The following is a 23,288-nucleotide window of genomic DNA, read 5'->3' as shown; positions in this document are numbered from 1 at the left end:
TTACCTCTCAATGCGTAACGGAAGGTTGTGATGAAACCGGCAAGGATCCCTCAAACTGTCGTAGCGCCCGTTAGCTGGGATGATCTGCCCTGGGGCGAACACTATCGTGAGGCGCTGGAGTATCAGCTTAACCCGTGGTTCGCAAAAATGTACGGTTTTCATCTGCTTAAGGTTGGTAATTTAAGCGCAGAAATCGATTCCGAAGCGTGCGCAGTTTCTCATCAGGTAAATGTTTCTTTGCAGGGTTCTCCCATGCAGGTGACGGCCGATCCTTTGCATCTTCCCTTTGCCGATAAGTCCGTGGATGTCTGTTTATTGGCCCATACGTTACCGTGGTGTTCCGATCCGCATCGCCTACTGCGTGAAGCCGATCGCGTGTTGATTGATGACGGTTGGTTGATTTTGAGCGGCTTTAACCCGGTAAGCCTGATGGGTTTGCGTAAACTGGTGCCCGTATTGCGTAAGATATCGCCCTATAACAGTCGGATGTTTACCCTCATGCGTCAATTGGACTGGCTATCATTACTGAATTTTGAAGTGCTGCACTATAGTCGTTTTCATGTTCTGCCCTGGAATAAGAAGGGCGGGAAAATGTTAAGCACCCATATCCCCGCGCTGGGCTGTTTACAGTTGGTGGTTGCGCGCAAGCGAACCATTCCGCTTACACTCAACCCGATGAAACAAAATAAAAGCAAAACGCCTATCCGTCATGCTGTTGGCGCGACCCGGCAATACCGTAAACCGGACGCTTAAGCCTCAGTCTGATACCCAATATCATCCTGAGTCGGGCTCATGGCCGCGGTGCGCGCAAGCTCATCGCAGCGTTCGTTTTCCGGATGGCCCGCATGGCCTTTAACCCATTCCCATTTGATTTGATGAGGGCCTAAAGCGGCATCGAGACGCTTCCACAGATCGACGTTCTTCACTGGTTTTTTATCTGCTGTTTTCCAGCCACGCTTCTTCCAGTTGTGGATCCACTGCGTAATGCCCTGGCGCACATACTGGCTGTCCGTGCTGAGTATCACTTCACACTGTTCTTTCAGGGCTTCCAGCGCAACGATTGCTGCCATCAGCTCCATGCGATTATTAGTTGTAAGGTTGTAGCCTTCGCTAAAGGTTTTTTCGCGCCCGCGATAGCGTAAAATCGCCCCATAACCACCCGGTCCTGGATTTCCCAGGCAAGAACCATCGGTGAAAATTTCTACCTGTTTAAGCATCTCTGGTAGACTTCCTGTTTTAGCAAATCGAAATCAAACGATAAGTCTGACATAAATGACCGTTATGAGCACTGGAATTACACGACAGATCGTCCTCGATACCGAAACCACCGGTATGAACCAGATTGGCGCCCACTATGAAGGCCATAAGATCATTGAGATCGGTGCGGTTGAAGTGGTGAACCGCCGCCTGACCGGCAATAACTTCCATGTTTATCTGAAGCCGGATCGGCTGGTGGACCCGGAAGCGTTCGGCGTACACGGAATCGCAGACGAATTCCTGCTTGATAAACCCACGTTTGCTGATGTAGCCGACGAATTTCTCGACTACATTCGCGGCGCGGAGCTGGTCATCCATAACGCATCGTTCGATATCGGTTTTATGGATTACGAGTTCGCGAAGCTCAAGCGGGATATTCCGAAGACGAACGAATTCTGCAAAATAACCGATAGCCTGGCGCTGGCGAGGAAAATGTTTCCTGGCAAGCGAAACAGCCTTGATGCGTTGTGCTCGCGCTATGAGATAGACAACAGTAAACGAACCCTGCACGGCGCATTGCTTGATGCCCAGATTCTGGCCGACGTTTATCTGATGATGACCGGCGGGCAGACCACGATGGCGTTCTCAATGGAAGGCGACAGCCAGCAGAGGAATGACACAGGGATCCAGCGTATTGTGCGCCAGTCCAGCAAACTACGTGTTGTTTTCGCCACTGATGAAGAGTTAGCGGCCCATGAGTCACGCCTTGACCTGGTGCAGAAGAAAGGCGGAAGTTGCCTCTGGCGGGCATAGTTTGTACATTTACGGTATGAAAATGGCCATTCGGGTGATTTTTGCAGCAAACGATTAAAAAACGTGAGAAAAAGCGTTGACGAGGTGCGAGGCAATCCGTAATATTCGCTTCGTTCCCAAGCGGAACACAACGCGGAGTGGTAGTTCAGTTGGTTAGAATACCTGCCTGTCACGCAGGGGGTCGCGGGTTCGAGTCCCGTCCATTCCGCCACTATTCAGAAAGCCTGAATCAGAAATGATTCAGGCTTTCGTCGTTTTAATCACTGCAAAATATTATCTATCATTTTACCATCAAAAAAATCAATAACTGACCGCGCGGTATGGATACCTGTCTGGTGGTACGATTCAACCGTCGCAGCGGCGATGTGTGGGGTCGTGATAATATTTCTGGAATGTAGCAGAGGGCTGAATTGTGGCAAAGGTTCATGCTGAAATACGTCGAGGGCGGAAAACACATTCCTTTCATCAATCATCTGCAACAAAGCGCGTTCATCGATTAATTTCCCACGAGCCGCATTGATGAGCAGGGCACCATTTCTCATCATAGAAAGGTATTTGTGACTGATAAAATTCTCTAAGGATGATGTATAAGGGAGAAGCACGACAATGACGTTGGACTGCATGAAGATGTCGTCAACCGACACAAACTTAACAGCCATTTTTTCAGCTACCTCATGATCTGGGTTTTTGTCGTACGCGAGAATTTCAATCTCGAAGCCGGACAACCTCTTAACCAACGTTTTGGCAATATTCCCAAAACCTAATAATCCTACCCGTTTACCATTTAATTCATTTCCCAGCGAGTATCCCCAATAGCCGTTTTGCATGTCCATATGATTACCGGGAATATTTCTCAGACCAGAAAAGATAAGGCCAATGATAAATTCGGCGACAGCGTTGGCATTGATGCCTCGTGCATTATTAACCACAATGCCTGATTTTTTTGCCGCGTCAGTATCTATATTATCAACGCCGGTACCAAATCTTGAGATGATTTTCAGTTTTGGTAGAAGAGAAAACACACTGGCGTCATAGCAATCCGTTCCGGCAATGACAGCATCAATAGATGCCCTCAACTCATCTGATTCTGATGCGATAAGATGATTCACACTGTTCTTGAAAATGAGATTATATTGATTATCGCGCAATAATTTGCAACCGGTTACACAACGAGCCGAAAAACTGGAAACGGTGATTAATACATTTTTCATATCTGTTACCTCGTACCTGAGAACGCCATCAGGTTGTGATGGCGTAGACCGGTTACAATAAAAATGACACAAGTTATGAATTTACTTTAACGCCGAGAGCACCTCCTGGATGAAATAAACCAAAATCGGTTCGGGTAAACTGCTTGAGTTCTGACAGCGTGAGGGCTACCGCATCTCCCACGACAAGAACAGCCGTAGAAGAGCAGGATGGAGCAAGACCTAAGGTGTCGGCTTCACTTTTTACGGGTATTTCAATCGATAAATCACAGCAGATAGCCAGCGACGAATTGTGGCTTCGGGTAAATGAGACCAGAAAATTTTTCATTTTTTTCAGACTTGGTAGCGTAGCTAACAGTTCTGCTGTCTCACCACTATTGGATATCAAAATAACAACATCTTCACTGGTAACCATGCCCAGATCGCCATGAACAGCCTCTGTTCCATGAATAAAAAAAGAGGGGGTACCGGTGCTGGCAAATGTCGCTGCCAATTTTTTTGCAATAATTCCTGATTTTCCTACGCCGATAAAGACAACTTTTCCGCTACAGGATTGCAGTATTTTTACAAGAGTTGCGGTTTCTGAAAGCGGTGCATTAATAATTTCCTCAACTGCTTTTTGCTCATTTCGCATAAATCCTTTAATGAGTGAGATGACCTCAGTATTATTCATGTCTGTTTTCCTGATTAATTTTATCAATAACGTAAGCCACCCGAGATAAGCCCTGGTATAGTTTTTCCCTGCTGCAAGCCAGATTTAACCGTAAATAGTTTTCCCCACCTGGTCCATATACGTTGCCTGCCATGATCCCCACTTTTCCTTCATGAATTAACATGGCGTAGAATTTTTCGAATGAACAACTGATGTGTGAACAGTCTATCCATGCAAAATAGCAACCTTCAGATTCTCTGAGTTTCAGAGGTGAAAGATTTTCTTGAACATAATGAACAGCAAAATCAATGTTTGACTGAAGGTGTGACTTCAACTGTTGTAACCATACATCACACTCATTGTAGGCAACGATAGTGGCAATGATATTCAATACCGAAGGTGAATTCACAAAATCCCGATAACGAGTTATCACCCTGAATTTTTCATTAAAGATAATGTCAGGTGCGATAAGATACGAGCCCGTTAGAGCAGGGACATTAAATGTTTTTGAGATAGAGTTAAAAACAACCGTTTTATCGTAGTGCAATTTAAGTGCAGACGTAAATTTATGGCTAAAAGCGAAATCACTGTGGATCTCATCGGATAACAGCCAACAGTTATTTTTTATACATATCTCTGAAATTTTAATTAACTCATGCTCAGACCATACTTTTCCTGTTGGATTATGTGGATTGCACAATAAAATTACCTTTGCATGTTTTGCTCTGGCATTGAAGTCGTTCCAGTCTATGCCATACCGGCCATCATCATTTTTAATCAATGTTGAAGTGAGTAATTTTCTTCCACTATTTTTGATAACATCAAAGAATGCATTATATGCTGGAGTGAAAGTCAGAACGCTATCTTCAGGTACAGTTAATAATTCTAGCGCTTTGGCGATTGAGTACATCACACTCGGACTATAAGTAATCCAGTTAGCATCAATGACCGTATCATATTTCTGACCATACCAATGGCATATCGCGTTGAGATATTCGCTATGTTGCCAGCGACTATACCCGAGGACAGGATGTTCCAGTCTTTTCTGTAGCGCTTTGGTAATTGCTTGTGGTATGGGTAGATCCATATCAGATATGGAAAAAGGAATAATATCGTGTACACCAAATCTGTCTTCGCAGAAGTCCCACTGCGTGCAGTAAGATCCTTTTCGCGAAATAGGCGTGTTAAAAATATCCATCAACATAACCCCATACATTTATCCATATCTTTACGCAAGGCGATGACTTTTGTACCAATAATGACCTGTAAGGTATTTTTATCGAGTTTGACAATTGCGATCCCTCCCTGCTTTTTAATGGCAGCTTCATCAATTGCTTCTATATCTTTGATTGTTAGCCGTAAACGTGTAACACAGTTATCCAGAGAGGTAATGTTTTCTTTTCCTCCGAGAGCCGCAATCATATTCTCAGCGGTGCTGGCGTCTGTATTTCTATTTGCCACTGGTTGGACAGTCGGTGTTATCACATCAGCTGTTGTTGCAGATGGAACCATGTCACTGTCTTCTCTGCCAACAGTCATTAAGTTGTATTTTAGAATGGCCCATTTAAATACCATGTAATAAATGAAAAAATAGGCGATTTCTACACAAACAGCCACTGGCCATCCAGTTCTTGCACCCCGTAATACGCCAAAGCTTATAAACTGAATCAAATCGCCGGTGAATCCCATTTTCACGCCGAGATACGGTAAAAACATATTTGCAAAGCCATTCATAAAAGCATGGAATACAAATAAGACAGGACTGACAAACAGGAATAAAAATTCAATCGGTTCGCTAACACCGCCAATAATCACAGTCAGCACCGCAGAGATTAATAATGCTTTAATAGCCTTGCGATTTTGTACATGAGCAGTCTGATACATAGCAAGAGCCGCACCTGCTAAACCATACTGGATCATTAGCTTACCTTGTTCCATTTTTCCGGCAAGGTCTAAGGGAATGACGGCGTTTTCTTTGACGTAGACCATAAACATATTGAGAGTGCCGTAGTACTCCTCGCCGTTGATGATTGCTGATCCGCCAATCGGCGTAAATCTGAATACAGATGTGACTAAATGATTTAGTCCGAAGGGAATCGTTACGCGCTCTGCAACGGCATAGAAGAAATAACCTACCGGACCAGAGGTGGATATCCAATGGCCGATTAACATAAACATGTTAAAGAAAGGAGGCCAGACAAAAGGGATTATGATGCCGAAAACACTCATGACAACTAACGTAATGATAGGAACAAGGCGTGGGCCACTATAGAATCCCAACGACTCTGGGATACGCAGATTGACGATCCGTTTGTACATGGCGAATACCATCAACCCTGCAACGATTCCCCCCAATACGCTGGTATTGTATGACTGAATTCCCAGAATAATAGTTTGTCCATGTGTGGACATCTGATCTGTGGGGACGAGCAGACCGTGACTTTTAAGATAAAAATTTGTTCCCAAATGCATTGCCATAAACCCGACCAGGCCGGAAAATGCGCCATATGCTTTATCTTCTTTTTCTTTCAACAGACCCAGTGGGATGGCGATTGCAAATAATACCGGTAAATTAACAAAAGCGAATAAACCCAGGCTAACAATAAAATCTAAAAATGATTTAACAACAGGGTACCCTAATACAGGAATTAATTTAGCCATTTCCTCGCTGGCTAATCCACTTCCCAGGCCTAACATCATGCCGCATACGCTTAGCAGAGCGATTGGATACATAAATGCCTTACCCAGGCTCTGAAAAAAACTCCAGGCTTTTTTCTGTTTCATATTAACTGTCTCGTGATAAGGTGAAATATAATCAGTCCATCAATACCTTAATGCGAATTGAAAGATACAACTTCTCTTCCATCGCCAGTTCATAGTTAAACTCTGATTTTAAATACTCTTCTATTTTTATAATAGAATGTTGCAAGATTAAATCTTTCTCCAGAAAATGTTCATAGATATCACCGATGTCTTTATTCTTTATCTTTTCGTTGCATAGCACCCGACAGGAGAAATATTTTAAATGGGTCATGAAACGTGAGTAGTTGAATGCGTTGCGATCTACTCTTTTCTCGTAAACTTTTTCAATAATATCTGTGATTTTTTGTGAGAACTCTATAGTCCTGAGAGATTCATAGTTGGAGGTGTTTTCATAGTTATTCAAAATATGTAGGGCGATGAAACCAATCTCATCATCTGGAAGTCGGATGTTAAAATGCTCATTGACGATGGATAAAGCATCCCGACTAATAGCATACTCTGACTTGTATAATGCTTTTATCTCATCAAGGAATATATTATTGATTTGGATGCCAGCAGCGCATCGAGAGACTGCATTCGAAATGTGATCGGCAAGAATGAGTAAAAGCGATAGGTTCAACTTTTTGTCAAGATTTATCTCCGCATAACGGACTATTTTTTCAGATACAAAAACATAATCAATATCTACTCTCTCTATCAGTTTGTATAATTTTCCTTTTTCTTCATTTCTGACATAAAAAAATCGATTAGCAGGATGTGGTGGAACAGACATGCCATTTTTTCTGTTGTAACCTACGCCAGGGCCAGAAATGATGACTTCCTGACCATTCATCGATGCCAGCACACAATTATTGTTCATGACTTTTTCGATGATCATTTCATGGCTCCAAAAAAAAAGGCAAGACAAGTAAGAAGTAATAATCACTTCAAACGTTGTCTTGCCTGATTTAACAGTTACAAGATTACTCACTGATGTGTATACCCTACACAGGATTATCTTAAATAAATGAGATGCATGTCCTGTTTTGGGATTAGCATGCCAAATTTAAGATGCCAGCCACACATACAACATACTAATAATTCATATGGTGAATTCATGGATGGAATATATGATATTTTCCTATGTATAGTGTTGTTCATCCTTCCTTCAGCAGTGTGTAGGCAATTACTCGCTTAGCGTCTGTGCGATGTCTTTTTGCACCTGCTGGCGCTGTTCTGGAGTCAGCACTTTGTTCAGGTCAAAATAGTATTTCACGCGATAATAACGCGCCTGCTGTTCGATGTTGCTGAATGCCGAAAGCTGTTTTTTGACGGCTGTTTCATCCCACTTCCCGGACTTGATGACGTCAATCAACGCGCCGTCTTTAACATCCTTCACCGAAATCTGGCTTACGTTGGTTTCAAGCTGCTGGTGCAGTTTTTTAATCTGCGCAATCTGGTCAGTGCTCAACTTAAGATGTTGTACTATCGGATCCTGGGCTGGAGCCGGAACATTAGATGTGGTTGCTGCAAGCGTGCTAAAAGAAGCGCCAGCCACGGTAACTGCCAGCAAAGTCATGCGTAAGAAGTTCTTCATGTCGAGATCCTGATAAGGGAATTATTAACATTGTCAGTCACTCGCTGGTTACGAGTGATTATCTTTTGCAGGATACGATGCCCACCGCATGTCGCCACGCGAATTTGTTTTGCGGTTGGTTACGGAGTGAAACAATCCCGCCACGGAAAAACGTTATGCAGCGGGAGTGAAGGCGATAGTTATAGCGTGAACGGGTCGGCATCCTGCCAGGCGGGAAATTTCTCGCGATATTCACGCAGCGCTGAGAGAGACAGTTCTGCGTCAATGCGTGTGGCCTGATGCGGCTCGGCGGTGGCAATAATCTCACCCTGCGGATTAATCACCCGGCTGTCACCGCGATAATGATGCCCGTTACCGTCAGTGCCCACGCGGTTACATCCTGCTACATAAGCCTGGTTCTCAATCGCCCGTGCGGCGAGCAAAACCTGCCAGTGTAGCGAACGCGGCGCAGGCCAATTGGCAACATACAACGCAAGGTCGTAATCGTTGCGATTGCGCGACCATACCGGAAAACGCAGGTCATAACAGACCAACGGCAGAATGCGCCAGCCGCGCCATTCAACAATAACGCGCGCGTCACCCGCCTGGTAATGCTGGTGCTCATCCGCCATGCGGAATAGATGGCGCTTGTCGTAGAAATGCACATTACCTTCGGGTTCAACCAGCAAAAAACGATTCACCGGCCCCCGTTCAGACTGTATCGCCGCGCTACCTGCTATCAGGGCATTTGTCTGCTGCGCTTTGCTACGCATCCAGCTTACAACTTCTTCTTGCGGCAACGATTTATTTGCCGCTTCCATGGCAAATCCGCTGGTAAACATCTCAGGCAATATAATGACATCACGTCCGGCGACGGTTTCCAGTTGTCGGTCAAAATGGCGCAGGTTGGCCGGGCCATCCATCCAGATCAATGGTTGTTGCAGCAGAGTAATTTTCAAACCAGGCACGATCGAGGCTCCTCGTTGAACAACATTTTGACACTGTAGCATGAGCATTAATGAAAATGTGGCAATAAAAAGCCCCGCATTAAGCGGGGCTAAACGTCGTGCGAGTGTCGTTATGCGGCTTCGACTTTACGCACTTTCTCTGGCAGCTTTACCGGCTGAGTCGCCAGCTCCTCGGGTTCAAAGTCATCCACGTTGATACTGCGCAGGCGGCTCGCTTCGGCTTTCACCAGAATCGCGGCTTCATCTTTATCAATCAGCCCTTTCGCCAGCGCATTGTGCGCCAGTTCGTCGAGACGGGTAAATGGCAGGTTTTTACCCAACTCTTTACAGATCCGCTGGTGGATTGGGTCGGCTGCAATCACGTCCAGCAGCGCCTCTTCCAGCAAACCAACCGGGTTATGCTCGCTTGGCGTCAGATATTGACCGCGACCAATACGAGAACGAGTAGCGCTCGGAACCTGCAAAATCTTCGCGACTTTATGATCCAATTTGTCAGACGGTGCATGGTAGTGGCGACCGGTAGGGAAGATAACCACATTCAGCAAGCCCGCGACCAGACGGTTCGGGAAGTTCTTCAGCAGATCGTCCATCGCCTGTTCCGCTTTGTACAACGCATCCTGAACGCCCCAGTGAACCAACGGCAGGTCCGCTTCATGACGGCCTTCGTCGTCATAACGCTTCAGCACCGCGGAGGCCAGATACAGCTGACTTAACACATCGCCCAGACGTGCGGAGATACGTTCACGACGCTTCAGACTACCGCCCAGTACAGCCATCGACACATCTGAAAGCAGGGCCAGGTTGGCGCTCAGACGGTTCAGGTGCTGGTAGTAACGTTTGGTCGCATCGCCAGTTGGCGTGCTGCTGGTTAAACCACGCGTCAGGCCAAGCCAGAAGCTACGCACTTTGTTACTGCCGACGTGACCGATGTGTTTGAACAGCAGCTTGTCGAACGCATTCACATCGTTACTCTGTGCCGCAGCCATCTCTTCCAGAACATACGGATGGCAGCGAATCGCACCCTGACCGAAGATCATCATGCTACGGGTCAGAATGTTGGCACCTTCAACGGTAATAGCGATTGGCGCACCTTGATAAGCACGGGCGAGGAAGTTGCTTTCGCCAAGCATAATGCCTTTACCGCCAGTGATATCCATCGCATCGATGATTGACTGCTGCCCGCGGTGGGTACAGTGATATTTCACGATGGCCGACAACACCGCCGGTTTTTCACCCAGCATAATGCCGTAGGTAATCAGTGATGCCGCAGCGTCCATCACGTAGGCGTTACCGGCAATACGTGCCAACGGCTCTTCAATACCTTCCATCTTGCCGATAGAGATTTTGAACTGGCGACGAATGTGCGCATACGCGCCGGTGGCCATCGCGACCGATTTCACGCCGCCCGTCGAGTTAGATGGCAGGGTAATACCACGTCCCACAGACAGGCATTCCACCAGCATGCGCCAGCCCTGACCGGCCATTTTCGGACCACCGATGATGTAATCAATTGGTACAAACACATCTTTGCCCAGTGTTGGACCGTTCTGGAACGGCACGTTCAGCGGGAAGTGACGACGCCCAATTTGTACACCTGGCGTTGAGGTTGGGATCAGCGCACAGGTAATGCCAAGATCTTCTTCGCCACCCAGCAGTTTTTCCGGGTCGGAGAGTTTAAATGCCAGACCCAGCACGGTAGCGATAGGCGCCAGCGTGATATAGCGTTTGTTCCAGGTCAGGCGCATACCCAGCACCTGCTGGCCCTGCCAGTCGCCCATACAAACCACGCCGGTATCAGGGATCGCGCCTGCGTCGGAGCCGGCTTCCGGGCTGGTCAGAGCAAAGCATGGGATCTCCTGACCGCGAGCCAGACGCGGCAGATAATGATTTTTCTGCTCTTCGGTGCCGTAATGTTGCAGCAGTTCGCCTGGGCCTAATGAGTTAGGCACGCCAACGGTGATCGCCAGGATCCCAGAAACGCCGGAGAGTTTCTGTAGAACGCGAGCCTGAGCATATGCTGAGAATTCCAGCCCGCCGTACTCTTTCTTAATGATCATCGCGAAGAAGCGGTGTTCTTTCAGATATGCCCACAGTTCCGGAGGCAGATCCGCGAGTTCGTGAGTGATCTGAAAGTCGTTCGCCATGCGGCACGCTTCTTCCACTGGACCATCAATAAACGCTTGCTCTTCAGCAGTCAGATGCGGCTGAGGATAGTTATGCAGTTTTTTCCAGTCAGGTTTGCCCTGGAACAGATCACCTTCCCACCAGGTCGTACCAGCATCAATCGCTTCTTTCTCAGTACGCGACATCGGCGGCATGACTTTACGGAAACCGCGGAACACCGGTGCAGAGATCATAGATTTGCGCATCGGCGTAAAGTTAAACGGTACGAGAATAATGGCCAGAGGAACCAGCAGCCAGACTGACCACAGGCCAGCCACGCCAAGCGCGGCCGTCCAGGCGAGCAAAATTAAGCTGCTGAGGAATAAGCTCACGCGGTGATAAAACAGAACGCTGAGCAGAACAACCGTAGCGATAATACTCAAAATCATCATAACGAAAAGCTCCCTTGCTTGTAGGAGGTCTGACCACTTGTGATGATATGGTTGTAGTGGATGTAAATTCTTTTAGCAATGTGTTTACAAAATAATTACAACAAAGCTCACATTGTTGCTGTTTTAACCGGCACAAAAAATCAAAAGCCGTAGCCATTCCTGTGGCTTGTACTTCTCGCTGGTAGCGCTATCCGGTACACTGCACCTTGTCATTTACATTCATGCTGAAGGATATCCTCATGTACCAGGATCTTATTCGTAACGAACTGAGCGAAGCGGCGGAAACGCTGGCTAATTTTCTTAAAGATGACGCCAATATTCACGCCATTCAGCGCGCGGCGGTCCTGTTGGCAGACAGCTTTAAAGCCGGCGGTAAGGTACTTTCTTGCGGTAACGGCGGTTCCCATTGCGACGCGATGCACTTTGCCGAAGAGCTGACCGGACGCTATCGTGAAAACCGTCCTGGTTACCCTGCTATCGCTATCTCTGACGTCAGCCATATCTCCTGCGTCAGCAACGATTTCGGTTACGATTATGTGTTCTCTCGCTACGTAGAAGCCGTGGGTCGTGAGGGAGATGTCCTGTTAGGCATCTCGACTTCGGGTAATTCCGGTAACGTAATTAAAGCGATTGCCGCAGCGCGTGAGAAAGGGATGAAAGTTATCACCCTGACCGGTAAAGATGGCGGCAAAATGGCGGGCAGCGCGGATATCGAAATTCGCGTGCCGCACTTTGGCTACGCTGATCGTATTCAGGAAATTCATATCAAAGTGATTCATATCCTGATCCAGTTGATCGAAAAAGAGATGGTTAAACCATAAGAAGACGATTGCCGGATGGTGGCTGAAGCCGTATCCGGCCTACATGAGCGCCACGTAGGCCTGATAAGCGCAGCGCCATCAGGCAGTTCACGGTTTTAAGGTAGGTGATGTATGTGCGAACTGCTCGGGATGAGCGCCAATGTGCCAACCGATATCTGCTTTAGCTTCACCGGGCTGGTCCAGCGCGGCGGAGGTACCGGGCCGCACAAAGACGGCTGGGGTATTACGTTTTATGAAGGTAAGGGCTGCCGTACGTTTAAAGATCCGCAACCCAGCTTTAATTCGCCTATCGCCAAACTGGTACAAGACTATCCCATCAAATCCTGTTCCGTGATTGCCCATATTCGTCAGGCGAATCGTGGAGAAGTAGCGCTGGAAAATACCCATCCATTTACCCGTGAACTATGGGGACGTAACTGGACGTATGCCCATAACGGGCAACTCAGCGGTTATAAATCACTGGAGACCGGTAATTTCCGCCCGGTCGGTGAAACCGACAGCGAAAAAGCCTTCTGCTGGCTGCTCCACAAGCTGACGGAGCGTTATCCGCGCACGCCTGGCAATATGACGGCGGTGTTTAAATATATCGCGATGCTGGCAGGAGAACTGCGGGAGAAGGGCGTCTTCAACATGCTGTTGTCTGACGGACGTTATGTGATGGCCTTCTGCTCGACCAATTTGTTTTGGATCACGCGGCGTGCGCCGTTTGGCGTGGCGACATTGCTGGATCAGGATGTGGAGATTGATTTTAGCTCAGAGACCACACCCAATGATGTGGTCACCGTGATTGCCACTCAACCGTTAACAGGCAATGAAACCTGGCAAAAGATTATGCCAGGCGAGTGGGCATTATTTTGTCTCGGGGAGCGCGTAGTTTGATGCCAGTTGCGGCTGAACCACTTCGTGACTCAACGGCTTGCTGATAACGTAACGGCCATCGACGACGGAAACGGTCGGTGGCTTACGCGTTTGTTCGAAGTAATCGTATCCCGGTTTTAGCTGCGACCAGAACTCTTTGTAATACGAGAACTTATGGCGCTGCATGTTGGCATCGGTCATGCGGAACGGGTAAATGCTAACCTGTACGCTGGACTGCCCGAACACCAACGCGCCGGTGACAAACTGGAAAATCTCATCAATGCCGTTGTCGGTCATCGCATAGCAGCCGACGGAAACGCATGCGCCGTGGATCATCAGGTATTTACCTTCATAACCGTGGGCGCGATCGTAGGCATTAGGGAAACCAATGTTAATCGCTTTATAGAAGCGGCTATCCGGTTTCAGCTGTCCACGCTGAACGCTGTAAAATCCTTCCGGACTTTTGAAATCACCCTGACGCTGTTTCGGCCCTAAGCCACCGGAATAATTACAGATCTTATAACTGTCGAGCAATTGATACTGTTCGCCCATCTTGACGTACAGATCCAACGTTCGCTCTTCTTTGAAGATCTGGATATAAACGGGGGAGCCCATTAATTGCTGCTTATATTCTTTGCTGACAGGCGTAGTCGGGCTGCTGCTGCTCAGCAAACCGGCAAATGAAACGCACGGCAATAAAAGCATCGCAAGAAAAAATGCGATTTTACGCATACTGCTTATTCCTTGATAAAACGATCACACACGCCAGGACGGCAAAAGAGTCCCCAAATCGGATAAATCTGGATCTGGAGCGCTCACATTATCACCCAGAGAGTTTTTCGCAAGTCTCTCTTGCTGCGTTTACACTTTAGATTTTCTTTATACGGATAATTGTGCTTAAAGTCTGTCAGACACTGGCGTATTTTGCGGGTGAGCGACCGTCATTGAGCCCTATTAGTGCAAAATTCCTAATGTATTGAATTTAAAAAATTAATACTTTAATAATCAAATATTAAAATGGAATACCCGGTAATAGCGGTAGACTGCGCGGAACGTGTTTGATTAGGTATTTTTGTTTTCATGTCTTTTGTCTCTGCACCCCGACGCTTTTTGCCGGGTCTGCTGTCTTTGTGTGTTGTATTGTCCTCACCGTCTGTCGCCAAAGTTCAGCCCCTCTTATCTGACGCCCATGTAAGCTATGCGGCGCAAATTCGCATGCGTAATCGTGCCCGGCTGCTGAAGCAGTATCACGCACAGGTAAAAAAGCAGGCAAGCTACGTGGTGGAAGGCAACGCAGAAAGTAAAAGCGCGCTGCGCCAGCAGAACCGGGCGCTGATTAAACAGCACCCGGAGTGGTTCCCTGGCCCACTAAAAGCCAGCGACCATCGCTGGCAGGAACTGGCTGAGAATGATCATTTTCTTAGTAGCGATCATCTACACAATATCACTGAAGTGGCCATCCACCGACTTGAGCAACAGCTCGGTAAACCTTATTTGTGGGGCGGTACCGATCCGGATGAAGGGTTTGACTGTAGCGGGCTGATTTTTTATGCCTACAACAAAATCCTGGCGGCAAAATTGCCCCGGACAGCGAATGAAATGTATCACTATCGACGGGCTACTATTGTCGCTAACCGCGATCTTCGCCGTGGTGATTTAGTGTTCTTTCATATTCACAGCCGGGATATTGCCGATCATATGGGCGTCTATTTGGGGCAGGGACAATTTATTGAATCACCACGGACAGGAGAAACAATTCGGGTGAGCAATTTATCCGATGACTTCTGGCAGGATCATTATCTAGGCGCTCGTCGTATTCTTACGGAAAATACGATTCTGTAATCAAAAAGGCGGTGTAATGACACCGCCTCGGCAGGCGTTAACTTAACGCCCCCATGATCTTTAATTCCAGTTCATCCGGAACTTCGTTATAAGACAACACCTGTAGGCCCGGGGCAAACAGGCGCGCATAGCGCGCGAGCAAAGGACGTAACTGCGGCGCGACCAGCAGCACAGGCTCTTTCCCCGCCGCTTTCATCTGTTCTTTTATCTGCGGCATATTGGTCTGAAACTGATTCAGCATATTGGGATCGACCGGCACGCTATCCAGCACCACTTTTCCACTTTGCTGAGCCTGATTCACCACATTCGCCAGCAGATTCTCCAGTTCACTGTTCAGCGTATATACGGCCAGCTCATCTTTGCGCACAAACGGGTGGGTAATGCTGCGACGGAGCGCCAGACGCACATCCGCCGTTAACAAAATATGATCTTTGGTCACGGTGCTACTGGCGACAAGTACGGTGGCTATGGTGACGATATCGCGCAATGACACACCTTCGATAAGCAGCGCCCGGTACACTTTCAAGAGCTGGCTGTAATTCAGCGCTGCGCTCAAATCTTCCGCCAGACGCGGCGCCATAGAAGAGAGGCGGTTATGCAACTGCGTAATGTCATCGTAATTAAACAGCTCTGGAATATAGTTACGAATGATCTTATTCACATGCGTCGCAATGACGCTGGCACTATCAATAACCTGGTACCCCATATTTAACGCTTTAGCTTTTTGCGCCGGAACAATCCAGGTGACCGGCATACCATAGGCTGGATCGTGGCCTAAAACACCGTCGATCTCGCCATAGGTTTCACTGGAGGGCAGCGCCATCAGCTTATCTGCGGGAATATCGGCTTCATCGGCCTTGATCCCATTGATAAAAATGGCGTACTGGGTCGGTTTAAGGCGGAAGTTTTCGCGGATGCGAATTTCCGGCAGCAGTACGCCGTTCGTGTCTGAGATCACCTGTCGCACGCCGCGAATGCGTTGAGTGAGCGGATTCCCTTTGGATTTATCGACCAACGACACCAGCTTATATCCCAGGCTCAGGCTGATAGGTTCTATTAAGGGGATAGTTTCCCAACTGACCTGCTGCTCGGTGGTTTCAGCGATGGTTTTGGTCAGCGTTTCGAGATTTTTCTCTTCGGTCTCAGCCACCTTCGGTCGCTTGCTCATGCGCCAGGCGGTGAATCCCAGCAGGGCGCTGAAAATCAGGAAGGGGAAATGCGGCATCCCCGGCACCACTGCCAGCACAAACATAATGCTGGTGGCGGTATACAGCACGGAGGGGCTGGCCAGCAGTTGGCTACGTACGTCCGTGGCAATATCGCCGCTGTCGCTTACGCGGGTGACGATGATCGCTGCTGCTGTCGACAACAGCAGAGAAGGGATCTGGGCGACCAGGCCGTCACCGATGGTCATCAGTACGTATTGCTGGAAGGCGGCTTCGGCGCTTAAATCGTATTTAAAGATCCCGATACAGACGCCGCCGATCAGGTTGATAGCCAGGATCATCATCCCGGCGATGGCATCGCCGCGCACGAACTTTGACGCACCATCCATCGCGCCATAGAAATCCGCTTCGCCCGCTACGTCTTTACGTCGCGCTTGCGCCTGCGCCTGATTAATCAGTCCTGCGTTCAGATCGGCGTCGATCGCCATCTGCTTACCGGGCATGGCGTCCAGCGTAAAGCGGGCAGAAACTTCGGAGATACGCTCCGCACCTTTGGTCACCACGATAAAGTTAATTGTGAACAGCGTCAGCAAGGCTGACCGAGAAAATATTGTGGCGGCGCTGCACGGCCAGTCAATCTTTAATGGTGGCGGTATGGCACCTTTAAACAAGCTGGGCAAGCAGCCGATAGCGCCGGGTGCGCAGAAGAAAAACGTCACGCGCAACAAGCTGGATAAAACGGTTACCCCGCAAGAGACGGCGAAGATCACAGAAGATAACGCCAAAAAAGCGCTGGATGTAAATGAAAAAGCGGTGTTGCTGAAGCAAAAATCAGCGCGTGAATTGGGCGAGCTGGCGACCGATATTAACGTCATTGCCCGCAACGCACATATGGAAACCAACCTCGAGATGGAGATTGTTCCTCAGGGGTTGCGCGTACTGATTAAAGATGACCAGAACCGGAATATGTTTGAACGCGGCAGCGCCAAAATTATGCCGTTCTTTAAATCGCTGCTGGTTGAGCTGACCCCCGTGTTTGACTCGCTGGACAACAAGCTCATTATTACCGGACATACGGATGCGATGAGCTATAAGAGCAACATTTACAACAACTGGAACCTCTCCGGCGACCGTGCTTTGTCAACACGACGCGTGCTGGAAGATGCCGGCATGCCGCAGGATAAAGTCATGCAGGTTAGCGCCATGGCGGACCAAATGCTGCTGGATGCGAAAAACCCGGAAAGCGCAGGCAACCGCCGTATTGAGATCATGGTGTTAACGCAAAGTGCTTCCGATACGCTGTATCAATATTTTGGTCAGCACGGCGAGAAAGTGGTTCAGCCACTGGTTGATAAGCTGGACAAACAAAAGCAGGTGACTTCTTTACGTCAGCCCTCTGTTCCCGTCACTCATTAATTCTGTTTTCCGCCCCCCACGCAACGTGGGGGCAAATTATCCCTCAGGAAGGTAATGTGATAGATGTAACCCATATTATTCCATTGGATATTCATACTGATAACGTCACTGATGGGGCTTGTCAGGGCGCGCATTTCGACCCGGTTTCAGGTATCTGGTACACCGAGCCTCATGTGTTAAATGAGGGGCTTCGTGACTATGTCTACAACACCAACAGTTTTAACATCGTTGCGCCGTACTATCTGGTGATTACCTCGAAGATGCACTGCTGGAGCTGCCACCAGCTCACCCATATTCACGGGGTAATGTTTACCCGCTTTATCAGAAAAGATCAGGATGGCAAAGGCTGGCAATCTATTCGACGGAATACCTTTCTGTTCCACATTAATTCTCTGCCTGAAGAGATACAAAAGAACATCAAAGCCAGCAATTACTATCTGGATAAAAGTAAAACTACCGGGCTACGTTACTGGATGAATCATTGTGAAATTTGTGGAGAGCGTCTGGGCGACTATGAGCTTTTCTGCGTGGAAAATGATGCATTTCGCCTGATGACGATCGAAAAACTGCTGCGGGCAAAGATTCGCAAAGTGAATAAGCTTTTTGTCAGTACGGCGGGTAATCCCGCAGAACATAAGATCACGGACATCGTGCGTTACCTGTGCGATGCACGCTTCGTCATGAATGGTCCGGCCTAAGGCATAAACAGACTTCTCATAACATAAAAATACTGTATACTTAAACAGTGTTATGGGAGGCGAGCGATGCGCAAAATCATACATGTCGATATGGACTGCTTTTTCGCGGCGGTGGAAATGCGCGACAACCCCGCCTTGCGTGATATTCCCATTGCTATTGGCGGCAGTCGTGAACGTCGGGGAGTCATCAGCACGGCCAATTACCCGGCGCGCAAATTTGGTGTGCGTAGCGCAATGCCGACCGGAATGGCGTTAAAACTGTGCCCGCATCTCACGTTATTACCTGGTCGTTACGAGGCCTATAAAGAAGCCTCCCGCCAGATTCAGGCTATTTTCTCCCGCTATACCTCGCTGATAGAACCGCTTTCGCTGGATGAAGCCTATCTGGATGTGACTGACAGCACTCACTGCCATGGCTCAGCTACGCTGATGGCTCAGGAGATCCGCCAGACAATTTTTGCCGAGCTACAGTTCACCGCCTCTGCCGGAATTGCGCCGGTCAAATTTCTGGCAAAAATAGCCTCCGATCTCAACAAACCCAATGGGCAATATGTGATTACCCCTGCCGATGTTCCTGAATTTCTCAGAACATTACCGTTAGGCAAAATTCCCGGCGTTGGCAAAGTCTCTGCCGCTAAGCTGGAAGCGATGGGGTTGCGAACCTGCGAGGATGTTCAAAAATACGACCTGGCCATGTTGCTCAAACGTTTTGGTAAGTTTGGTCGCGTGTTGTGGGAACGTAGCCAGGGCATTGATGAGCGCGACGTCAACAATGACAGACTGCGCAAATCAGTCGGCGTCGAGCGTACTTTGGCAGAAGATATTCATGAGTGGGCTGAATGTGAGGAGATTATTGAGCGGCTATATCCCGAACTGGAACGACGTCTGGCCAAGGTAAAACCGGATCTGTTGATCGCCCGGCAGGGAGTAAAACTCAAGTTTAATGATTTTCAGCAAACCACGCAGGAGCACGTCTGGCCGCGCTTAAGTAAAGATGACTTAATTGCGACGGCGCGCAAAACCTGGAATGAACGTCGGGGAGGGCGGGGCGTAAGGCTGGTGGGATTACACGTCACGCTGTTGGATCCACAGCTGGAAAGGCAACTACTGTTGGGGCTGTGATGTTGATGTATTGCCGGATGGCTGCGTAAAAACTATATCCGGCCTACAAATCAGCATGTAGGCCGGATAAGCACCGCGCCATCCGGCGTTTAGCGCAGACTTACTTCGCCGGAATAGACTTCAGCAGTTCAGTCAGCAGCGTCCAGTAATGGCCGACGCTTTCGATATGAACCTGTTCATCCGGTGAGTGTGGACCGGTGATGGTTGGCCCGATGGAAACCATGTCCATATCTGGATACGGTTTCTTGAACAGACCACATTCCAGACCGGCGTGGATGATTTGGATGTTAGGCGTTTTGTTGAACAGACGCTGATAGGTTTCACGAACCAGGTGCATAACCGGAGAGTTGGCATCCGGCTGCCAGCCTGGGTATCCGCCTTTTGCCTGGGTTTTCGCGCCAGCCAGTTTACCCAGTGAATCCAGCATGCTCACCACGTAGTCTTTACCGCTGTCGATCAGAGAACGGATGAGGCAGTGAATTTCAACGTTGTCGTCAGTCATGGTTACAACGCCGACGTTCAGGGAAGTTTCTACCACGCCTTTGGCGACGTCGGAGTTGCGGATTACACCGTTCGGGGTGGCGTTCAGCAGACGCACAAAGCTGTCGCGAGACTCAGCGGTCAGCGCGGCTTTGTCTTGAGTAACGGCATCCAGCAGCAGAGCCAGGTTCTTCTCTTTGGCTTCCAGTTCGTTTTTCAGGATTTCCTGATAGGTGTTGACCAGCGCTTTTAACGCATCAACTTTATCTGCAGCCACGGCCAGGGTGGCAAAGGCTTCACGCGGAATTGCGTTACGCAGCGTACCGCCGTTGAAATCAACCAGACGCAGATCCAGCTCTTCAGCGTGGCCCGCCAGGAAGCGTACCAGCAGCTTGTTCGCGTTACCGAGACCAACGTGGATTTCGCCGCCGGAGTGGCCGCCTTTCAGGCCTTTTAACGTCAGCTTAAAGCTCTGGAAGCCGGCAGGGATTGCTTCACGGGACAGCGGCAGGTTAGAGGTAAAGTCGATACCGCCTGCGCAACCCATGTAGATCTCACCTTCTTCTTCTGAGTCGGTGTTGATCAGGATATCTGCCTGCAACCAGTTAGCCTGCAGACCAAACGCGCCATCCATACCTGCTTCTTCGGTCATGGTCAGCAGCACTTCCAGAGGACCATGTACCACGCTGTCATCAGCCAGAACGGCCAGCGCGGACGCCATACCGATACCGTTATCCGCACCCAGCGTGGTGCCACGGGCTTTTACCCATTCGCCATCAATATAAGGTTGGATAGGATCTTTGGTGAAGTCGTGCACGGTGTCGTTGTTTTTCTGCGGGACCATATCCAGGTGCGCCTGCAGAACGACCGGTTTACGGTTTTCCATGCCTGCGGTAGCGGGTTTGCGAATCAGGATATTACCGACTTGATCGCGCTCGACGTGGAAACCTTTTTCCTGGGCCCAGCTCAGAATGTGTTCAGCGAGCTGCTCTTCATGATAGGACGGATGAGGAATAGAACAGATTTTGGCAAAAATATCCCATAGCGGTTGCGGGGATAATTGAGACAGTTCAGACACGTTGAGTCTCCTTGGCGATGTCCTACAAAACTTGCTTGCAGGCCACGGGGTTAGCAGAATTAAAAACATCACAAGTCAGGCTTGCGCGATGCGATTGAGAATACCACTTTCTCCGCTGACGGCTAGCATAAAGCATGCAAAAAGAGGCGCGGATTCCGCGAAACACTGGTTTTTAGTGCGTCAGATCTCTATAATCTCGCGCAACCTATTTCCCCCTCGAACACTTTTTAAGCCGTAGATAAACAGGCTGGGACACTTCACATGAGCGAAAAATACGTCGTCACCTGGGACATGTTGCAGATCCATGCACGTAAACTGGCAAGCCGCCTGATGCCTTCTGAACAATGGAAAGGCATTATTGCCGTTAGCCGTGGTGGTCTGGTACCGGGCGCATTGCTGGCGCGTGAATTGGGTATTCGTCATGTCGATACCGTATGCATCTCCAGCTACGATCACGACAACCAGCGCGAACTGAAAGTGCTGAAACGTGCCGAAGGCGACGGTGAAGGTTTCATCGTAATCGATGACCTGGTTGACACCGGTGGTACCGCCGTTGCGATCCGCGAAATGTATCCTAAAGCGCATTTCGTTACTATCTTCGCTAAGCCGGCAGGTCGCCCGCTGGTGAATGATTATGTTGTTGATATCCCTCAGGATACCTGGATTGAGCAGCCGTGGGATATGGGCGTGGTGTTCGTCCCGCCGATCTCTGGTCGCTAATCTAAAAAGTTTTCAACGCCTGGCAACTGCCGGGCGTTGTTCTTTTTGTGCAGTGTCAGGTTACACTATGCCTTAGTGAGTACTCATGGAGGCTGCAATCATGTCACAGGCTAACCTCAGCGAAGTCCTGTTTAAACCCCGCTTCAAACACCCTGAAACGTCAACGCTGGTTCGTCGTTTTAATCACGGCGCGCAGCCGTCCGTACAATCTGCCCTGGATGGTAAAACCATTCCCCACTGGTATCGCATGGTGAATCGTCTGATGTGGATCTGGCGTGGCGTCGACCCGCGTGAAATCCTTGAGGTGCAGGCACGTATCGTGATGAGCGAAGCCGAGCGTACGGATAAAGAACTCTATGATACGGTTATCGGCTATCGCGGTGGGAACTGGATCTATGAGTGGGCGAAGCAGGCGATGGTCTGGCAACAGAAAGCGTCTATGGAAGAGGATCCGCAGGTGAGCGGACGCCACTGGCTGCATGCGTCTACGTTGTACAACATTGCCGCTTACCCACACCTGAAAGGCGATGAGCTGGCAGAACAGGCACAGGCTTTGGCCAATCGCGCCTATGAAGAGGCCGCGCAGCGACTGCCGGGGACATTGCGCGAGATGGAATTTGCCGTTACCGGCGGCGCGCCAATCACTGGATTCCTGCATATGCCAAAAGGCGACGGTCCGTTCCCGACGGTGCTGATGTGCGGTGGCCTCGATTCCATGCAAACGGATTATTACAGTCTGTATGAGCGCTACTTTGCTCCACGTGGCATTGCCATGCTGACGCTGGATATGCCGTCGGTTGGGTTCTCATCAAAATGGAAACTGACTCAGGATTCCAGCCTGCTGCATCAGCACGTATTAAAAGCGCTGCCTAATGTTCCCTGGGTGGATCACACTCGCGTGGCGGCCTTTGGTTTCCGCTTTGGCGCTAACGTAGCGGTACGTCTGGCATATCTGGAATCATCACGCCTGAAGGCGGTGGCCTGTCTGGGACCAGTGGTTCATGCGCTGCTCAGTGACCCGCAACGTCAGGCGAGCGTCCCGGAAATGTATCTTGATGTACTTGCTAGCCGCCTGGGGATGCATGACGCCTCCGATGAAGCGCTGCGCGTTGAGCTTAATCGCTATTCATTAAAAGTGCAGGGCCTGCTGGGGCGACGCTGCCCGACGCCAATGCTTTCGGGGTTCTGGAAGAACGACCCGTTTAGCCCGGAAGAAGAGTCACGTTTAATCACATCTTCATCCTCAGACGGTAAGCTACTGGAGATTCCCTTCAATCCGGTGTATCGCAATTTTGACAAAGGGTTGCAGGAAATAACCAGTTGGATCAATCAGAGATTGTGTTAAAAGTTTGCTAAATTTTATCGATTTGGTAAAA

Annotated in this window: 21 protein-coding genes, 1 tRNA gene and 2 pseudogenes; 11 read left to right on the top strand and 13 right to left on the bottom strand. The window is 49.0% G+C overall.

The features are described 5' to 3' along the window. Positions 1-30 precede the first annotated feature (30 nt). Positions 31-753 carry a class I SAM-dependent methyltransferase gene (locus tag OGV85_RS24340; RefSeq protein WP_060855489.1) on the top strand — a complete coding sequence of 241 codons (723 nt, stop codon included), beginning with the start codon at positions 31-33 and terminating at the stop codon, positions 751-753. On the opposite strand, the gene rnhA is transcribed toward OGV85_RS24340, so the two are convergent. After that, positions 750-1,217, bottom strand: coding sequence for a ribonuclease HI (gene rnhA / locus OGV85_RS24335; RefSeq protein ID WP_003838896.1), 468 nt, complete (start codon positions 1,215-1,217; stop codon positions 750-752). The genes OGV85_RS24340 and rnhA overlap by 4 nt on opposite strands. 64 nt (positions 1,218-1,281) lie before the next feature. Between rnhA and dnaQ the strand changes: the two genes are divergently transcribed. After that, entirely contained in the window at positions 1,282-2,010 is a 729-nt protein-coding gene (gene dnaQ, locus OGV85_RS24330) for a DNA polymerase III subunit epsilon (RefSeq protein ID WP_003031410.1), read from the top strand. A gap of 134 nt (positions 2,011-2,144) precedes the next feature. Next, positions 2,145-2,221, top strand: a tRNA-Asp gene (locus tag OGV85_RS24325). Positions 2,222-2,270: 49 nt separating this feature from the next. Here OGV85_RS24325 and OGV85_RS24320 read toward each other — a convergent pair. The 9 genes and pseudogenes from OGV85_RS24320 to fadE form a co-directional block, all read right to left on the bottom strand. Further along, positions 2,271-3,221, bottom strand: coding sequence for a phosphoglycerate dehydrogenase (locus OGV85_RS24320; RefSeq protein ID WP_057064478.1), 951 nt, complete (start codon positions 3,219-3,221; stop codon positions 2,271-2,273). 73 nt (positions 3,222-3,294) lie between these two features. Then, a complete protein-coding gene (locus OGV85_RS24315; protein ID WP_032937066.1) occupies positions 3,295-3,891 on the bottom strand; it encodes a KpsF/GutQ family sugar-phosphate isomerase in 597 nt (198 codons plus the stop codon). Further along, positions 3,884-5,068, bottom strand: a complete 1,185-nt coding sequence (locus tag OGV85_RS24310) for a MalY/PatB family protein (RefSeq protein WP_181522652.1) — start codon at positions 5,066-5,068, stop codon at positions 3,884-3,886. Before OGV85_RS24310 ends, OGV85_RS24315 begins: the two co-directional genes overlap by 8 nt. Continuing rightward, positions 5,068-5,382: a PTS sugar transporter subunit IIB gene (locus OGV85_RS24620; RefSeq protein WP_369702075.1), complete on the bottom strand. Its 315-nt coding sequence runs from the start codon at positions 5,380-5,382 to the stop codon at positions 5,068-5,070. Before OGV85_RS24620 ends, OGV85_RS24310 begins: the two co-directional genes overlap by 1 nt. Next, positions 5,382-6,654: pseudogene (locus OGV85_RS24305) on the bottom strand (PTS transporter subunit EIIC); the annotation flags it as partial. The gene OGV85_RS24620 and the pseudogene OGV85_RS24305, both read right to left, overlap by 1 nt. Before the next feature lie 31 nt (positions 6,655-6,685). Further along, positions 6,686-7,510, bottom strand: a complete 825-nt coding sequence (locus OGV85_RS24300) for a PRD domain-containing protein (RefSeq protein ID WP_134216162.1) — start codon at positions 7,508-7,510, stop codon at positions 6,686-6,688. 288 nt (positions 7,511-7,798) lie between these two features. Continuing rightward, positions 7,799-8,209, bottom strand: coding sequence for a Spy/CpxP family protein refolding chaperone (locus OGV85_RS24295; RefSeq protein ID WP_003838871.1), 411 nt, complete (start codon positions 8,207-8,209; stop codon positions 7,799-7,801). A gap of 179 nt (positions 8,210-8,388) precedes the next feature. Next, on the bottom strand, positions 8,389-9,156 hold the full coding sequence (locus tag OGV85_RS24290) for an amidohydrolase (RefSeq protein ID WP_032948587.1): 768 nt from the start codon (positions 9,154-9,156) through the stop codon (positions 8,389-8,391). 110 nt (positions 9,157-9,266) lie between these two features. Next, complete coding sequence (gene fadE / locus OGV85_RS24285; protein ID WP_003031392.1) at positions 9,267-11,711, bottom strand: acyl-CoA dehydrogenase FadE; 2,445 nt, start codon at positions 11,709-11,711, stop codon at positions 9,267-9,269. A 239-nt stretch (positions 11,712-11,950) separates the two neighbouring features. Between fadE and lpcA the strand changes: the two genes are divergently transcribed. Beyond that, positions 11,951-12,532: a D-sedoheptulose 7-phosphate isomerase gene (gene lpcA, locus OGV85_RS24280; RefSeq protein WP_003031390.1), complete on the top strand. Its 582-nt coding sequence runs from the start codon at positions 11,951-11,953 to the stop codon at positions 12,530-12,532. A 111-nt stretch (positions 12,533-12,643) separates the two neighbouring features. After that, positions 12,644-13,411, top strand: coding sequence for a class II glutamine amidotransferase (locus OGV85_RS24275; RefSeq protein ID WP_003031388.1), 768 nt, complete (start codon positions 12,644-12,646; stop codon positions 13,409-13,411). On the opposite strand, the gene dpaA is transcribed toward OGV85_RS24275, so the two are convergent. Next, positions 13,382-14,122 (bottom strand): peptidoglycan meso-diaminopimelic acid protein amidase, encoded by a 741-nt coding sequence (gene dpaA, locus OGV85_RS24270; protein ID WP_003843847.1) that lies wholly within the window; start codon positions 14,120-14,122, stop codon positions 13,382-13,384. The two genes, OGV85_RS24275 and dpaA, sit on opposite strands and share 30 nt — an antisense overlap. Before the next feature lie 348 nt (positions 14,123-14,470). Between dpaA and OGV85_RS24265 the strand changes: the two genes are divergently transcribed. Further along, positions 14,471-15,232 carry a C40 family peptidase gene (locus OGV85_RS24265; protein WP_048219657.1) on the top strand — a complete coding sequence of 254 codons (762 nt, stop codon included), beginning with the start codon at positions 14,471-14,473 and terminating at the stop codon, positions 15,230-15,232. 37 nt (positions 15,233-15,269) lie between these two features. Here OGV85_RS24265 and OGV85_RS24260 read toward each other — a convergent pair. Continuing rightward, a pseudogene (locus tag OGV85_RS24260) lies at positions 15,270-16,988 on the bottom strand (flagellar biosynthesis protein FlhA); the annotation flags it as partial. Between OGV85_RS24260 and lafU the strand changes: the two are divergent. The 3 genes from lafU (at position 16,900) to dinB (ending at position 19,634) form a co-directional block, all read left to right on the top strand. Next, positions 16,900-17,814: a putative lateral flagellar export/assembly protein LafU gene (lafU, locus tag OGV85_RS24255; protein ID WP_197472658.1), complete on the top strand. Its 915-nt coding sequence runs from the start codon at positions 16,900-16,902 to the stop codon at positions 17,812-17,814. The pseudogene OGV85_RS24260 and the gene lafU sit on opposite strands and share 89 nt — an antisense overlap. A gap of 56 nt (positions 17,815-17,870) precedes the next feature. Further along, on the top strand, positions 17,871-18,512 hold the full coding sequence (locus OGV85_RS24250) for a hypothetical protein (RefSeq protein ID WP_061548227.1): 642 nt from the start codon (positions 17,871-17,873) through the stop codon (positions 18,510-18,512). A gap of 66 nt (positions 18,513-18,578) precedes the next feature. After that, positions 18,579-19,634 carry a DNA polymerase IV gene (dinB, locus tag OGV85_RS24245; protein ID WP_286554133.1) on the top strand — a complete coding sequence of 352 codons (1,056 nt, stop codon included), beginning with the start codon at positions 18,579-18,581 and terminating at the stop codon, positions 19,632-19,634. A gap of 100 nt (positions 19,635-19,734) precedes the next feature. On the opposite strand, the gene pepD is transcribed toward dinB, so the two are convergent. Next, entirely contained in the window at positions 19,735-21,192 is a 1,458-nt protein-coding gene (gene pepD, locus OGV85_RS24240; protein WP_003031381.1) for a cytosol nonspecific dipeptidase, read from the bottom strand. Positions 21,193-21,453: 261 nt separating this feature from the next. Here pepD and gpt point away from each other — a divergent pair, with 261 nt between their 5' ends. Together gpt and frsA are read left to right on the top strand one after the other, a co-directional pair. Then, a complete protein-coding gene (gene gpt / locus OGV85_RS24235; protein ID WP_003031380.1) occupies positions 21,454-21,912 on the top strand; it encodes a xanthine phosphoribosyltransferase in 459 nt (152 codons plus the stop codon). 100 nt (positions 21,913-22,012) lie between these two features. Continuing rightward, positions 22,013-23,257: an esterase FrsA gene (frsA, locus tag OGV85_RS24230; protein WP_057064473.1), complete on the top strand. Its 1,245-nt coding sequence runs from the start codon at positions 22,013-22,015 to the stop codon at positions 23,255-23,257. The last annotated feature ends 31 nt before the right edge of the window (positions 23,258-23,288 follow it).

Origin of the sequence: Citrobacter sp. Cf132 (assembly GCF_030333885.1) — a bacterium.
GTDB lineage: Bacteria > Pseudomonadota > Gammaproteobacteria > Enterobacterales > Enterobacteriaceae > Citrobacter > Citrobacter freundii.
This window is presented reverse-complemented; position numbering and strand designations above follow the sequence as displayed.

Bases quoted from the DNA above. Each gene is read 5' to 3' on its own strand.
- OGV85_RS24340 (WP_060855489.1), top strand. From the start codon at position 31: ATGAAACCGGCAAGGATCCCTCAAACTGTCGTAGCGCCCGTTAGCTGG.
- rnhA (WP_003838896.1), bottom strand. From the start codon at position 1,217: ATGCTTAAACAGGTAGAAATTTTCACCGATGGTTCTTGCCTGGGAAAT.
- dnaQ (WP_003031410.1), top strand. From the start codon at position 1,282: ATGAGCACTGGAATTACACGACAGATCGTCCTCGATACCGAAACCACC.
- OGV85_RS24320 (WP_057064478.1), bottom strand. From the start codon at position 3,221: ATGAAAAATGTATTAATCACCGTTTCCAGTTTTTCGGCTCGTTGTGTA.
- OGV85_RS24315 (WP_032937066.1), bottom strand. From the start codon at position 3,891: ATGAATAATACTGAGGTCATCTCACTCATTAAAGGATTTATGCGAAAT.
- OGV85_RS24310 (WP_181522652.1), bottom strand. From the start codon at position 5,068: ATGGATATTTTTAACACGCCTATTTCGCGAAAAGGATCTTACTGCACG.
- OGV85_RS24620 (WP_369702075.1), bottom strand. From the start codon at position 5,382: ATGGTTCCATCTGCAACAACAGCTGATGTGATAACACCGACTGTCCAA.
- OGV85_RS24300 (WP_134216162.1), bottom strand. From the start codon at position 7,510: ATGATCATCGAAAAAGTCATGAACAATAATTGTGTGCTGGCATCGATG.
- OGV85_RS24295 (WP_003838871.1), bottom strand. From the start codon at position 8,209: ATGAAGAACTTCTTACGCATGACTTTGCTGGCAGTTACCGTGGCTGGC.
- fadE (WP_003031392.1), bottom strand. From the start codon at position 11,711: ATGATGATTTTGAGTATTATCGCTACGGTTGTTCTGCTCAGCGTTCTG.
- lpcA (WP_003031390.1), top strand. From the start codon at position 11,951: ATGTACCAGGATCTTATTCGTAACGAACTGAGCGAAGCGGCGGAAACG.
- OGV85_RS24275 (WP_003031388.1), top strand. From the start codon at position 12,644: ATGTGCGAACTGCTCGGGATGAGCGCCAATGTGCCAACCGATATCTGC.
- dpaA (WP_003843847.1), bottom strand. From the start codon at position 14,122: ATGCGTAAAATCGCATTTTTTCTTGCGATGCTTTTATTGCCGTGCGTT.
- OGV85_RS24265 (WP_048219657.1), top strand. From the start codon at position 14,471: ATGTCTTTTGTCTCTGCACCCCGACGCTTTTTGCCGGGTCTGCTGTCT.
- lafU (WP_197472658.1), top strand. From the start codon at position 16,900: ATGGCGTCCAGCGTAAAGCGGGCAGAAACTTCGGAGATACGCTCCGCA.
- dinB (WP_286554133.1), top strand. From the start codon at position 18,579: ATGCGCAAAATCATACATGTCGATATGGACTGCTTTTTCGCGGCGGTG.
- gpt (WP_003031380.1), top strand. From the start codon at position 21,454: ATGAGCGAAAAATACGTCGTCACCTGGGACATGTTGCAGATCCATGCA.
- frsA (WP_057064473.1), top strand. From the start codon at position 22,013: ATGTCACAGGCTAACCTCAGCGAAGTCCTGTTTAAACCCCGCTTCAAA.